We start from the raw sequence: 13391 nt of genomic DNA, 5'->3' as shown, positions 1-13391 counted from the left end.
TGTGTTCAGCTATCCCTGTGCGCCAAGGCGACGGCTCCGACCTCGACGCGCAGCCCGTCCCGGGCAAGCCCGGGAGCACACTGCGCCAGCCAGGACACCTCCCGCTCCCCCACCCGGTCCCGCAGCACCTCTCCTGTCACGTCGAGGACGTGGTCGCTCACCTCGACATGCAGGGTGCGGATCTCGACGACGTCCCCCCAGCCGTAGCCGCGCGCCGCGAGTGCGGCACAGAGCGCGGCACAGGCCGCCTCGACCTCGGCCTCCAGGCGGGAGGGCGTACGGCCGTCACGCAGCCGCCCGTGATGCCCGAAGCTCTCCAGCCGGTCGGCCGCGACCGCCCCGTCCGGTCCCAGGCTCCGGTGCCGCACCCACCCGGGCGCGCCGGAGGGCCGTCCGGGGTTCCGCGGCTGTCCGGCGCTCCGTGCCAGCCGGTACAGCTCCACGAACAGGTCCATGCCCGCCCGCATGTCACGATCCGGGTCCAGCAGCCACTGCGTCTGCAGACCGTCGCTCACCGCCATGAACAGCTGGGCGGTCGCCTCCCGCTCGGCCTCCCCCAGCGCCTCCAGGTCCTCGGCCAGCACCGCCCGCACGTGCTCCCGCGCGGCCTCGTACCGGTCCACGAACCACCCGTGCGCCGGATGTTCGGGATCGGCCGCCTCCGCCACCAACGTCGCGAACAACCGCACCAGCCCCGGCTGCGACATGTTGTACGCCACCAGGTTCTGGAAGTAGCCGGCCGCCTCGGCCGGCCGGCTCTCCACCGGGAAGAGATCCCTGTCCAGGCGCTCGCGCTCCTCCAGTACGGCGATCAGCAGGGCGTCCTTGCTCCCGAAGTGGTGCAGGATCCCCGACGCCGACACCCCGGTCTCCGCCGCGATGTCCCTGAGCGACGAACCCCGGTAGCCCTGCACCGCGAACCCGGCCAACGCCGCGGCCAGGATCTCCGCACGCCGAGCCTCCCCCTTGGCATAGACACGGCGACCCACCGGAGACGCATCCTCCGCCACACCCACTCCCTCTCCCGCCGACCCCGAACGCGCTCCCCACGGCACGCCGCCGCGGACACAGCGCTGTTCAGGTTTGACCCGACCGCTCCACCATAACGCTGTACAGTCATTCAGCGTCTATGTGAAGTCTCCGCCTGGGTCACGGGTCGCCGAAGCCACCGCTGCCGAGACGCACCGGCACGAGGGAGACGGCCGGGACGGTGACGACGGGTTCCATCGCCCCGACGGCTTCGGTCTCATCGGGAGTTTTCACCACTGCGCGGGAACGCGCGGACCGGGTCCCCGCCGCCGCAGAGTCCCTGCGGCGGCGGCCCCTTTCAACCGCCGGCGCCCGAACGGGGCACCAGGGCAACCGCGCCGACCTCGACACGCACACCGTCATGTGCGAGGTCGGGGGCGGCCTGCGCCAGCCAGGAGACGTCCCGGCCGCCGGTCCTGGCGCTCAGCACCTCGCCGGTCACGTCGAGATACGAGCCGGCCAGGTCGACGTGGAGGGTCCGCACCTCGACGACGTCGTCCCAGCCCGCCCCCCGCCGGGTGAGCGCCGCACTCAGCGCGGCGCAGGCCGCCTCGACCTCCGCCTCGTAGGACGTGGGCACCCGGCCGTCCGCCAGCCTCCCCTGGTGCCCGTAGCTCTCCAGCCGGTCGGCGACCGCGGCACCCTTCGGCCCCAGCCGCACCTGCCGTATCCGCCCGGGCTCCGCCGTCGCGGTGGGCCCGGGCTCCGCCTGGTGCGCCGCCCCCGCATGCTCCCGGTACCGCTTGGCGCGGACGTAGAGGTCGACGAAGAGGTCCATTCCGGCCCGCATGTCACGTTCCGGGTCGAGCAGCCACTGCGTCTGCAGACCGTCGCTCACCGCCATGAACAGCTGGACCGTCGCCTCGCGCTCCGCTTCCCCCAGCAGGGCGAGATCCTCGGCCAGCACCGCCCGCACATGCTCCCGCGCGCCCTCGTACCGCTCGACGAACCACGCGTGCGCCGGGTGGTCCGGATCGGCCGCCTCCGCCACCAGCGTCGCGAACAACCGCACCAGCCCCGGCTGCGACATGTTGTAATCGATCATGTTCCGGAAGTAGTCGGCCGCTTCGTCCGGTCGGCTTTCCACCGGATGAAGCTCTTTGTCCAACCGCTCGCGTTCCGCGAGAACGGCGGTCAGCAGCGCGTCCTTGCTCCCGAAGTGATGCAGGATCCCCGACGCCGACACCCCGGTCTCCGCCGCGATGTCCCTGAGCGACGAACCCCGGTACCCCTGCTCCGCGAACGCGGCCAACGCCGCGGCCAGGATCTCCGCACGCCGAGCCTCCCCCTTCGCGTACACACGACGCTCCACCCGTGACCCGCCCTCCGCCACAACCGTCCCTCCATGTTCGGCCGCCGACCACCGACAGCCACACTCATTCAGTCAGTATTGCGGGAATAGAGCTGAGCAGATCGCCCCCGGCAGCCGCCACCAGGCCCGATTGTGTCCGCTCCTGGCATCTTCCGCCCACTGCACAGGTTCCCCAGCGGGTGTGGTGGCGGGAAGGTGCGAGCGAGATCCACAAACCGGCGGAGCGTCGTGCCCGGCAGGCCGCTCCAGCAGCACCGTGCAAGCGGGCAGGACACCGTCCCATCGGTCGTGACCACCGCCGGCCTCCTGGGCGGCGGCCTCCTCCGCGGCGAGCAGGGTCGGCAACAGTACTACGTCGACTTCGAGGATCGTCTCCAGGGAGTGCGGACGGACGGCTGTGGCGCCGCCGACCTTGCTGGAGCGCTCACTGTGGAGCGTGAGCCGCCCGGAAAGTCGGAGCCACCAGCGTTCACGGTGCGGACCTCACCGCACCTACCCTGCGGGGACGGTCGGCGGTTGCGGGATCGGCGCGCGAAGCCGCAACCGTCCGTACGGGAGCGGGACATGAGGCGTACGGAGGGCCTGCTCGGCGGCGTCGCGCAGGTGCTGCGGGTCGTCGATCAGGTCGATCAGCCGCACGCCCGGTGGCAGCGGGTGGACGAGGTCGTCGGCATCGAGCAGACCGACGCGGTCGCCGTCGGGAGCGGCGTAGCTGACGAAGCGCACGAGGGGGTTCTCCGGAATCGGGGTCGGTGACGGTGCTAGGGGGCCTGGTGCAGTTCGGCCGAGGCCGCGACGATGGCGCCCCAGCCCTGCGGCGGCGTTCCCGGCAGGGGCCTGCCGGAGGTGGCGATACGGCCCAGGACGCGCTCGGCGCAGGCGTCGGCCTGCGTGAGCAGACCGGGCAGGTCGGCGCCGGTGAGGTGGCCGTCGCGTTTGGCGAAGCGGCCGGCGACCAGGACGTGACGGACGTCGCCGGGGGTGGTCTGGAAGACGAGGGTCGCGGCCGGGTCCAGGTGCGGGTGCTGGGAGAGACCCGGGCCGCCGGTGACGATGACGTCGGCCTGCTTGCCGGGGGTGAGGCTGCCGATGCGGTCCGCCATGCCGACCGCGTCGGCCGCGTTGACGGTGGACCAGCGCAGCGCGTCGTGGGCGGTGATCGAGACGGCGGTGGGGTCGCCGCCGCCGAGGTTGAGAGCCTCGGTGTCGGCCCAGCGCTGGAAGGCCAGTCCCATCCGGGTCTGGGTGAACAGGTCGCCGGTGTTGAGGGAGACGATGTCGCAGGACAGGGTCGGCTCGATGCCGTGACGGCGGGCCGCGGCGAACGCGGGCCGTCCCATGCCCATGTTGAGTTCGGTCTCCACCGAGATCGACAGCTTGGCGCCGTGGTCGGCCATCAGCCGCCACTCGTGGTCGGTGAGGGTGTTGCAGTGCACGTGGACCTGGTCCGGGCCGAGCAGCCCCGCGGCGGCGAGTTCGCCCACCCCGGTGGGCAGGGACCACACACAGCCGGTGTGCATGACGATCAGCGCGTCCCGCTCCCGGGCGGCCATGATCTCGGCGCGGGTGGTGTCGAAGGGCAGCGTGCCGTACTCGGTGAGCGCGGCCCCCAGGGTCACCAGCGCGTCGCGGCTGGAGAAGTGGGTGTCGGCGACGCGCGCGAAGTCCGAGACACGGGCGGCGTGGTCGGCGAAGTGCGGCGGCTTGGCGGGGTTCGACTCGAAGAAGCCGTAGCCGAAGACCGCGCGGACGCCGCTCTCGCGGAGGCCGGCGATCGCCGCGTCCGCGTGCTCGGGGGTGTTGTTGCAGTGCGAGAAGTCCAGGATCGTGGTGACGCCCGAGTTCAGCGCGTCCAGGGCGCCCAGCCGGTTGCCCAGGCGTACGTCGTCGGGCTCGAAGGCGGGCGAGACACCGAGGCGGACGCCGAAGAGGTAGTCGATCAGGGTCCAGTCGGCACACAGTGCCCGCAGGGGCGTCTGCCAGGTGTGGCGGTGGGTGTCGATCATGCCGGGCGCCACGACGTGCCCCGTCACGTCCACGATCTCCGCCTCGTCGACGGCCAGTTCCGGCGCGACCGCGACGATCACCCCGTCCTCGATCAGTACGTCGCCTCGCGTCAGGGTCCCCAGTCGCGGGTCCATGGTGAGAACGGTGCCGCCGCGCAGCAGAATGCGGTCCTGGGCCATGCCGATGACTCCCTTGTCATCCGAACGTCGTGTGAACCACGGGGGCCGTGCCTTCCGTGGCCTCACCTCACCAGGGAGCCCGGCGGGGATCATCAGCCAAAACGGTTCTGAACCGGTCGTGGCCGACGGGTTGACGCAATCCGCCGCGATCACGTAGACGGACGGGGAGGGATGGAGGTACGCGATGGACATCCGGGCCCTGCGCTATGCGGTGACCCTGGCCGAGGAACTGCACTTCGGCCGGGCGGCCCAGCGCCACTACATCAGTCCCCAGCCCTTCGGCCGCCACATCCAGCGCCTGGAACAGGACCTGGGTGCCATGCTCTTCGACCGCACCAGCCGCCGCGTCACGCTCACCCCTGCCGGAGAACGGCTCATCGCCCAGGCCCGCACCCTGCTGACGGCCCTGGACTCGCTCACCGACCGGCACGCGGAGGGCCCGGCCGACCCACGGCACCTCACGCTCGGTGTCCTGGGCTTCGGCCTGGCCGAACGCGGCACGGATCTCGTCCAGGCCGTGCACGCTCTCGATCCCGCGATCGCGTTCTCCTACGCCGAGCTGGACCTCGCCGACCAGTACGACGCGATCCGCGGCCACCGGGTCGACGCCGGCATCGTCCAGTACGTCGGCCCCGTCGACGGCCTCGTCTTCGAACAGGCGCTGACCCTGCCGCGGGTCGCCGTCGTCCCCGCCCGCTCCGCGCTCGCCGAAGCGGACCGCCTGACCGAGGCCGACGTCGCCGACAGCGCCTGGCTGCCCACCGCCTTCCCCAGCTCCGCCACCGCGGCCTGGTCAGGGCCCGCCGCCGACGGAGCTCACCACCGCGACGCCCTGCGCAGCCCCGCCGCCATCCCCGCGGCGGTCGCGACGACCGGCAGACTCGCACTGCACGCGGATGCCGCCGGACGCTTCTACCCGCACCCCGGTGTCCGCTTCGTCCCGCTCGACGGGCCGCCCGTACAGATCGCACTCGCCACCCGCGCCGCCGACGACCGGCCCGCCGTCACCGCCGTCCGGCAGGCCGCCCGGCACCTGCGCGCGCAACCCGACGGTTGCCTCACGCACCAGGACCTGGATCAGCCGGTGGTGTAGCCGGTTTCCAGGAGTGCCAGTGGTCCTTCTCGGCCACAGCCTGGGCTCATTCGCCGCCCAGGACCACCTGCTGCGTCACTCCACGCCTAGGCAGATCCCGCCGTCTCAAGCAGGGGCGGTTCGTGTGTCGCCCTTCACTCAAACGTGTGTCGACGTAATGAGCTTCTGATTTCTCGGGTAGGTGCGGGCGAACCGAGTCGTGCCAGACGCCGTAGATCGTGTGCGCTTCGCCGTGGTCACGGCTGTCACTCTCGGGCGCACGCCAAAACCGCCATCCGCTACGCGGACTCGGCACACGCGCGTCTGGGAGACGCTGCCGAGGGGCTCAAGAAGAAAATCGATGGAGAACCGGCGGGCACGATGCTGGGATGGCGCGATGCAACATGACGCGTCGGTGGTCGTGGACCGGGGCCAATACGAAGATGCGGTCACGCCCTGGGAGCAAGAAGCCTGGCGAGACGCTGCCCTCGGATGGGCTGAGCGCGAGCTTGCCGCTCGCGGCCTACGCGAGACAGGGCAACGAAGAGTGCGGCTACGACCGTGGTCCGTTCTGGTGCGTCTGCCGGTCGAAGAACACAACGCCGTATGGTTCAAAGCCAACCCGCCTGCCAGCGCCTTCGAGGCGACGCTGACCGCAGCCCTGGCCCACTGGGTGCCGCAGCACGTATTGGAACCACTCGCCGTCGACGCCGACCACGGCTGGTCGCTGCTTCCCCACGGCGGCGAGCTCTTCAGGGACGTACTCAACCGCAGCCCCGCCGATCCACGAGTCTGGGAAGAACTGCTGGGCCAGTACGCGAGCATGCAGCACACGCTTGTTCCGCACGCTCACGAGATCGAACTGCTCGGTGTCCCCAGCGCACGCACCACTGCGCTTCCTGACGTCTTCGACCGGCTCATCACGGAGAACACCACACTTCAGCCGGACGACCTCAAGAGGCTGTATGGACTCCGGCCGCGCCTCGTGGACTGGTGCGCTGAACTCGCCGACGTAGGCATCGCTGACTCCCTCGACCATTCCGACCTGCACGACGGCCAGCTGTTCAACCCAGCGCCAGGCCGATTCACCTTCTTCGACTGGGGCGACGCCGCGGTCTCCCACCCGTTCTGCAGCTTCCTGGTCCCGGCCCGCGCAGCCAGTGCGCGATACGGGTCCGAAGTGCTGCCACGGCTACGGGACGCCTACCTGGAACCCTGGACGGGAGAAGGTCGGACGAGCGCAGAACTGCGACGCGCGGTGACTCTGGCATGGCGACTGAGTGCTCTTGGCCGCGCGTGCTCCTGGGGCCGCCTCTTCCCCGGAGCAACCACAACCACAGGCGGCGCGGAAAGCGCCAACTGGCTGCTGCAACTCTTCACCGAACCACCGATCTAAATATCGGGGCCGCCAGCCACCGGTGACCGTGGTCATCACCGGCAGGCCGAGGGTGTCGACCGCGATGTGTCTTCTTGCGGCCGTTGATTTTCTTGCCGGTGTCATAGCCCCGGCCAGTCGTGATCGACTCTCCCTTCGCCCCTCGATCAAGGTCAACTGCCATGATTCACTGCGAAGTTGATTCATACCCTGCCCTCCCATTCCAGGAGTCCACATGAGTCAACCGCCACGGCTGAGGCTGTCAACAATCTGCCTCGCCGCACCTGACGCCCACGAGCTGGCCACCTTCTATCGCCAGTTCCTCGGCTGGCCCATCGAGCGCCAAGAGTCCGACTGGGTGAAGCTCAGCCCGCCCGAAGGCGGCCCCGGACTCTCATTCCACACCGAAACCTCCTGCGCCAGACCAGTCTGGCCCGCCAGCCCCGGTGACGAGCAGATGATGATCCACCTCGACATCGAAGTCGACGACCTCGACAGCGCCGCAGCCCACGCGATCGCCTCAGGCGCCACCCTCGCCGAGCACCAAGCTCAAGACGACGTACGCGTTCACCTCGACCCAGCCGGACACCCGTTCTGTCTCTGGGTACGCACGTGACCCACGACTCGGCCCGGCGCCCCCGCCAGGCCACCCGGACGACCGCACCACGGCTACGTTCCCAGGCCCACCGAGTGAACGACGCCGCAAGTCACCGGGCGGCCTTGGCCGGCTCGCGCCGACGACCTCCCGGACACTCCGCCTGCTCGCCCGACTGCATCGCAGCCACCGTCTGTCGGGTCCGCCGACGCCTCCGCCGTGAGCTTCCGTCAACTTGAAGTCGCAGGTCAAAGGGCTGGCGTGACGGTCGTTCGGGGTACTCGCGCTGGCCGTGGGCGGAAGTCCACATAGTGGATATCCGGCAGGGGATGGGTTCGGTTCCTGCTTCAAGTTGATGGACTGAGAATCCCCGTCTGAAATGAAGATGATCAGTAGTCGATCAGACCTCTAGCCTGACGTTCGTGACCTCACCTGCCTATCCTCCAAAGCCTGTGCCCGGTGACGGCATAGCGATCATCTCTCCTTCGTCTGGATTGCCCGGGCTCTTCCCTCTTCCGTACGAGCTGGGGCTCAAGCGTCTGCGTGAGGATTTCGGCCTCGAACCAGTGGAGTACCCGACCACTCGCAAGATGGGCTCCACACCCAGGGAACGCGCCGACGACATCCACGCCGCGTTCGCCGATCCCTCGGTCAGGGCGGTGATGGCCAGCATCGGTGGCGACGACCAGATCACCGTGCTTCCTTTGCTGGACCGCGAGCTGATCCGCGCCAACCCCAAGCCGTTCTTCGGCTCAAGTGACAACACCAACCTGCTGCTCTTCCTGCATAACCTAGGCATCGTCGCCTACCACGGCGCCTGCGTGATGACCGAGATCGGCCGCCCGACAGCACTCCATCCCTCCACCGCCGAGTCGGTGCGCGCGGCCCTGTTCACCTCGGGCCCCTACGAACTCCGCCCTGCCAAGCGTTACCGCGACACCGCCCGCGACTGGGCCGACCCGGCCACCTTCGAGACGGAACCGGACTCGCAGCCCGCCGACGGCTGGATCTGGCATCAGCCCGACCACGATGTCACCGGCCGTGCCTGGGGTGGCAACCTGGAAATCCTGTCGTGGTTGCTGATGGCCGACCGCGAGATCGAACGCGATCCCGCAGCTTACGAGGGCGGCGTGCTGTTCCTGGAGACGTCAGAGGAAATGCCGAGCGGGGAGGAGGTCTTCCGGATCCTGCGCAACATGGGAGAGCGCGGCCTGCTTGCGCGCTTCCCAGCCCTGTTGATGGGCCGCGCCAAAGCATGGTCCTTCCAGCAGCCGAACAACGAGGAGGACAAGCGGCGCTACGCCGTTGAGCAGCGCGACGCGGTGCTGCGTGCGCTGGCCGCGTACGCCCCACACACCATGGCGGTGTTCGACGTCGACTTCGGGCACACCGATCCCCAACTGGTGATCCCGTACGGCGGAACGGTCAGCGTGGACGGCCCCGCGCAGCGGATCACGGTGACGTACTGACGGCTCTGAACATCCTCAGCTGACGACAAGGGGCGAGAAACAGGCTCAGACGCCTGCTCATGAGGGTGATGAGCGACCAGTTCACGTGCGCCTCGGAATGCTGCGGAAGGCAGTCTTCTGCTCGCCCCTGCATCTCAGCGTTGCGCGTCATCCGGGGCACGCAGGCTGGTCAGCTCGGAGGTCGCCGCGAGTGAGGGCTTGAAGTAGCGGCGGGCTTCTCCGTCTTCTGGTGCCTCGGCTTCGCTATCAGCGGGGAGGCGCCCGGGCCGGGGTCTGGGAGGGGGTTTGACGGTGAGGCGCCGGCGCAGGTGGAGGTTCTCGGCGTACAGGTTCGCCGTGACGGTGGCCAGGGCGTCGAGCCGGCCCTGGAGTTCGCGTGCGTGGCCGCGGACCTGGGTGAGCTGGGTGCGCAGGGCGGTGATGGTGTCGTCGCGTGCGACTTCACTGGGGGTGCGTCGGATCGGACGGGTGACCTGGGCATTCCATTCGGCGAGGACGCCGGTGGCGCGGTGGACGGTGGCGTGGCTGACGCCCGCTTCGCGGGCGAGGTTCTCCTTGGTGAGGGCGCCGTCGGTGCGCTGGGGCTGTCCGGCCAGGAGGCGGGCCATGGCGGCGCGGAGGCTGGCGCCGGAGGCCGGGGAGACGGTCATGCACAGGTCCTGGGTGAGGGCAGTGGTGATGGGCTTGATGTCGTCGAGGCGGGCGCGCAGGGCGGCGCGGCGGGCGGCCAGTAGGCGGCGGTCGCGCAGTCGTTCGGTGAGGTCGTGCTGTTCGGCCAGCCAGATCGGGGCGTGGGCCGCGGTGACGGCGGAGTTGCGGCAGCGGGCGGGCTGGCAGGCGCCGATCAGTGGTGCTCCGCGCTCGGCTTCGGGCAGATGGCGGGTGCACTCGGCCTGCTCCGCCTGCCACAGACAGTGGTTGAGGGTGCCGAAGTGCAGGTCGGGGAGTTCGCTGCGCAGCACGTCGGCCGCGGTGCGGGGGTCGGCGGCAAGGTCCAGGTGAGCGGGTTGGCAAGGTTGGCGGTGACCCCTTTCCAGAACGCCCAGGATTCGTTCCGGGCGGGGACGGCCTGTCCGTGCCAGAGGCGGCGTGCGTCGCGAACGGCGACGAAGGACGCCTGGCCTGGACGACGGCCGTGATGATCCAGGCGAAGGCCAGGGCCGGTATGAGCAGGATCAGGTCGGCTGTGGCGGAGCCGAGGATGATGCGGAAGGCGGCTTTGTAGCCTTGGGTCGGCGCCGGCGCGGCCCTGTCCGTCGGCCCGATCTTCGTCACCAGCCCCAGGCCGCCGCGAGCAGGATTCCGAGCCAGAGCACCTGGATCATGAGGGGTTCTCCTTGCTCGCGGGTGGTTGGGGGCTGGTGAGGTGCGCGTTGGCGGTGGGTTCCCTGATGGTCTCCAGGGCGTGCCAGCAGGTAGTTGTCCTCGCCGTCGACGTCGTGGCATTCGAGGTTCTGCGGCTCGAGATCCTGTTTGCAGGGCGCGAGGATCGATGGGCGTGGTGTAGCCGCGGATGATGCCCTCGCGCTCCCTTCGTCCCCCGGCCCTCTTGCCGGTGAGTCAGTCCTGGGCGAGCCGGTCGAGGAACTGGCCGGCCAGTTCCAGGCCGGTGCGGAGGGTCTCGGTGTCGTCGGCGAAGCCGATGCGGACGGTGTGCTCGATGTCGAAGGCGGCGCCGGGGGTGAACATGACGCCGGTCTCCTGAAGGAGGCGGGTGCAGAACTCGTAGGAACCGAGCGTGGCGCTGTAGCGCAGGAGCGCGGTGGTGCCGGAGGCCGGTCTGACGTAGGTGATGTCGTCGCGGCAGGTGACCCACTCGTCGAGGATGGCGAGGTTGGTGCGGGTGATCCGGTGGGAGCGGGCGAGGATGGCGTTCTTGTTCTCCAGGGCGACGCAGGCCAGGAGGTCGTCGACGCGTCCGACGCTGATGGTGGTGTAGTCCCGGTGGGTGGCCACGTCGGCGAGGAGGGGGGTGGGGCCCACGATCCAGCCCAGGCGCAGTCCGGCCAGGGAGTAGGGCTTGGACATGCTGCCGGTGGAGATGCCGCGCTCGTACAGATCGGCGATCGAGGCGGTGAAGCCGTCGCCGTCCTGGTCGACGCCGCGGTAGACCTCGTCGCACAGCACCCACGCCCCGGCTCGTTCGGCGATCTTGGCGATGCGGGCCAGTCCGGCTTCGCCGATGAGGGCGCCGGTGGGGTTGTTGGGGTTGTTGACGGCGATGAGCCTGGTGTCGGCCGAGACCACGTGGTCGAGTTCGTCGAGGTCGGGCAGCCAGCCGTTCTCCTCGCGCAGCGGCAGCCGGGTGACGCGGGCGCCGTAGCTGTCGGGGATGGAGTAGTGCTGCTGGTAGGTGGGGACGACGGCCACGATGTGGTCGCCGGGTTCGACGAGGGTGGCGTGCACGAGGGCGTTCGCGCCGATCGCGCCGTGGGTGATCAGGACGTTGTCCGGGCCCTGGCTGTCGTAGAGGCCGGCGACGAGGCCGCGCAGGCTCGGGCTGCCGGGGATGGGACCGTAGGTGAGCGGGGTGGCGTCGAGTTCGGCGAGGATCTCCTCCCGCCGTCCCGACATCTCCAGCAGTTCGCCGGCGGTCAGGGAGCGGACGCAGGTCTCGGCGAGGTTGTAGCGGCAGGTCTCCTCGTAGTCGTTCATCCACTGCTCGACGGCGAACGGGCGGATCTTCACCAGGGCTGTCCCTTCGTCATGACGTTGTCGCTGTGCAGGGCGGCCCAGGCGACGGCCGCGTCCTCGATGCCCAGCCCCACGGACCGGAAGTACACCGGCCGCTCGCCGCTCGGGCCCTGGGCGTGGCCCGCCAGGAGGCCCGACAGGTCGCCGCGTACGGCGGCGGGGTCCCAGCCGTCAGCGGCGGCGCGGGTCAGGTCGGCGGCGACGTGCAGGGTGGTGAGCGCGTCGACGTAGACGTCGAGAGCCCTGACAGCGGCGGGCGGTATCTCGCGGGCGCCAGGTGCGTTGGTCGAGATCGAGGTGACGACCGTGCCGGCGGGCAGGGTGGCGGGGTCGACCACATCGCCGGCGGCCGAGGTGCACAGCATCACCAGGTCCGCACCCGTCACCGCGTCCTCAAGGCTCGCCGCGGCCCGGACGTCGTCGCTGGCCTCGTCGATGCCCCTCGGGGAGAAGGCGCGGACGGCCATGCCGGGGCGCAGGCGGCGCAGGTAGCGGGCGTGCGCACGGCCGACCCGCCCGTACCCGATGACGGCCGCGGTGCGGGCGCCGGGCGGCAGGAGCAGGTCGGCGGCGAGCACGGTGGTGGCCGCGGTGCGCTCGACGGTCAACTCGGAGGCGTCCAGCAGCGCGAGCGGCTGCCCGGTGGACAGGCTCACGAGCATCGTCCACGCCGTGACCACGGCGGGACCGGCGGGGGCGGGCAGGTACGGGGAGACCTTGACCGAGTACACGTCGGCATGGGGCAGGACAGCCGGGTAGTGGATGACGTCACCGCCGCCGGGCAGGTCGACCGTGAACTGGCCCGGAGGCGGTGCCGCATGGAGGGAAGGGGCCCTGAAGGCGTCACGGAGAGCCGCGAGAACGGCCTGCTCGGAGACGCGGGGAGAGCTGATCACACGCATAATGAGCAATATATTGCCCATTCGGCCGGGTGGCAACTTTTTTGCGCACTATAGTTCTCACCATGAGTCGTGAGAGCACCCCCGACGGCCAGGCCACGCAGGAGTTCGTCACCCGCATCGGCAGACGCGTCCGCGCGCTGCGCAAACAGCGAGGCTGGGGCGTCCAGCAGCTCGCCGACACCGCCAGACTCAGCCGGCGCATGCTCACCGACATCGAGCTCGGCCACGCCAACCCCAGCCTCGCCACCGTCGACCGTGTCGCCCGCGCCCTCGACACCGACTTCGCCACCCTCGCCCTGCCCGAGACCGACGCTCCCGGCACGCAAGCCGAAGGCACGCTCGTGTGGGAGGCCCCGGACGGCAGCACCGCCCTCCTGCTGGGCGCCACCGACAACCCGCGCGCCGAACTATGGCGCTGGACCCTCGCCCCGGGCGGCCGTTACGACGCCGAACCCGACCGGCCCGGAGCGCAGGAGATCCACCACGTCCTCGCCGGCCGTCTCACCCTCGTGCTGGAAACCGGACCGCAGGTGGTGGGGCCGGGACAGAGCGCCACCATCCCCAGCGACCAGCACTACGCCTACCTCAACGAGCACACCCGACCGACGGTCTTCATGCGGGTCGTCAGCGGCGCCTGACACCGTGGGCCAGATCAGCAGCTGCAACAACAGCGACGGCACCGCCGACTTCGTCATCGACTCCAGCGGCTACTACGCCTGGCCAGACCACCGACTCCTACCTGCACACGGTGTACGAC

The 13391-nt window shown here is 70.0% G+C and carries 12 protein-coding genes; 5 read left to right on the top strand and 7 right to left on the bottom strand.

Annotation, left to right across the window (positions count from 1 at the left end):
* Positions 1–5 precede the first annotated feature (5 nt).
* From ACIPSJ_RS41945 to ACIPSJ_RS41930, 4 genes are all read right to left on the bottom strand, one after another.
* On the bottom strand, positions 6–989 hold the full coding sequence (locus ACIPSJ_RS41945) for a TetR family transcriptional regulator (RefSeq protein ID WP_401353886.1): 984 nt from the start codon (positions 987–989) through the stop codon (positions 6–8).
* Positions 990–1327: 338 nt separating this feature from the next.
* The gene (locus tag ACIPSJ_RS41940) at positions 1328–2329 is read right to left on the bottom strand and encodes a TetR family transcriptional regulator (protein ID WP_401353884.1); all 1002 of its coding nucleotides are present in this window, start codon (positions 2327–2329) and stop codon (positions 1328–1330) included.
* Positions 2330–2833: 504 nt separating this feature from the next.
* Positions 2834–3067 carry a hypothetical protein gene (locus ACIPSJ_RS41935; protein ID WP_401353882.1) on the bottom strand — a complete coding sequence of 78 codons (234 nt, stop codon included), beginning with the start codon at positions 3065–3067 and terminating at the stop codon, positions 2834–2836.
* Positions 3068–3102: 35 nt separating this feature from the next.
* Positions 3103–4527 (bottom strand): amidohydrolase family protein, encoded by a 1425-nt coding sequence (locus tag ACIPSJ_RS41930; protein ID WP_401353880.1) that lies wholly within the window; start codon positions 4525–4527, stop codon positions 3103–3105.
* A 184-nt stretch (positions 4528–4711) separates the two neighbouring features.
* Between ACIPSJ_RS41930 and ACIPSJ_RS41925 the strand changes: the two genes are divergently transcribed.
* The 4 genes from ACIPSJ_RS41925 to ACIPSJ_RS41910 all read left to right on the top strand — a co-directional run bounded on the left by ACIPSJ_RS41925 (position 4712) and on the right by ACIPSJ_RS41910 (position 9038).
* On the top strand, positions 4712–5620 hold the full coding sequence (locus tag ACIPSJ_RS41925) for a LysR family transcriptional regulator (protein ID WP_401353878.1): 909 nt from the start codon (positions 4712–4714) through the stop codon (positions 5618–5620).
* A 376-nt stretch (positions 5621–5996) separates the two neighbouring features.
* Positions 5997–6995 (top strand): aminoglycoside phosphotransferase family protein, encoded by a 999-nt coding sequence (locus ACIPSJ_RS41920; RefSeq protein WP_401353876.1) that lies wholly within the window; start codon positions 5997–5999, stop codon positions 6993–6995.
* A gap of 214 nt (positions 6996–7209) precedes the next feature.
* Positions 7210–7590, top strand: coding sequence for a VOC family protein (locus ACIPSJ_RS41915; protein ID WP_401353874.1), 381 nt, complete (start codon positions 7210–7212; stop codon positions 7588–7590).
* 401 nt (positions 7591–7991) lie between these two features.
* A complete protein-coding gene (locus tag ACIPSJ_RS41910; protein WP_401353872.1) occupies positions 7992–9038 on the top strand; it encodes a S66 peptidase family protein in 1047 nt (348 codons plus the stop codon).
* 134 nt (positions 9039–9172) lie between these two features.
* On the opposite strand, the gene ACIPSJ_RS41905 is transcribed toward ACIPSJ_RS41910, so the two are convergent.
* From ACIPSJ_RS41905 to ACIPSJ_RS41895, 3 genes are all read right to left on the bottom strand, one after another.
* Positions 9173–10000 (bottom strand): hypothetical protein, encoded by an 828-nt coding sequence (locus ACIPSJ_RS41905; RefSeq protein WP_401353870.1) that lies wholly within the window; start codon positions 9998–10000, stop codon positions 9173–9175.
* Positions 10001–10598: 598 nt separating this feature from the next.
* On the bottom strand, positions 10599–11726 hold the full coding sequence (locus ACIPSJ_RS41900; RefSeq protein ID WP_401353868.1) for an aminotransferase: 1128 nt from the start codon (positions 11724–11726) through the stop codon (positions 10599–10601).
* A complete protein-coding gene (locus tag ACIPSJ_RS41895) occupies positions 11723–12634 on the bottom strand; it encodes an ornithine cyclodeaminase family protein (protein ID WP_401353866.1) in 912 nt (303 codons plus the stop codon). The genes ACIPSJ_RS41900 and ACIPSJ_RS41895 overlap by 4 nt, the downstream gene beginning before the upstream one ends.
* A gap of 62 nt (positions 12635–12696) precedes the next feature.
* On the opposite strand from ACIPSJ_RS41895, the gene ACIPSJ_RS41890 reads away from it, so the two are divergent.
* Positions 12697–13272 (top strand): helix-turn-helix domain-containing protein, encoded by a 576-nt coding sequence (locus ACIPSJ_RS41890; protein WP_401353864.1) that lies wholly within the window; start codon positions 12697–12699, stop codon positions 13270–13272.
* Positions 13273–13391: the final 119 nt, after the last annotated feature.

The organism is Streptomyces sp. NPDC090088 (genome assembly GCF_044747345.1).
Lineage (GTDB): Bacteria > Actinomycetota > Actinomycetes > Streptomycetales > Streptomycetaceae > Streptomyces.
Note: the sequence above shows the minus strand (reverse complement) of the source record. Positions and strands in the feature narration are given on the sequence as shown.

Coding starts and splice junctions, on each gene's coding strand:
- ACIPSJ_RS41890 (WP_401353864.1), top strand. CDS start 12,697: ATGAGTCGTGAGAGCACCCCCGACGGCCAGGCCACGCAGGAGTTCGTC.
- ACIPSJ_RS41920 (WP_401353876.1), top strand. CDS start 5,997: ATGCAACATGACGCGTCGGTGGTCGTGGACCGGGGCCAATACGAAGAT.
- ACIPSJ_RS41930 (WP_401353880.1), bottom strand. CDS start 4,527: ATGGCCCAGGACCGCATTCTGCTGCGCGGCGGCACCGTTCTCACCATG.
- ACIPSJ_RS41915 (WP_401353874.1), top strand. CDS start 7,210: ATGAGTCAACCGCCACGGCTGAGGCTGTCAACAATCTGCCTCGCCGCA.
- ACIPSJ_RS41895 (WP_401353866.1), bottom strand. CDS start 12,634: ATGCGTGTGATCAGCTCTCCCCGCGTCTCCGAGCAGGCCGTTCTCGCG.
- ACIPSJ_RS41925 (WP_401353878.1), top strand. CDS start 4,712: ATGGACATCCGGGCCCTGCGCTATGCGGTGACCCTGGCCGAGGAACTG.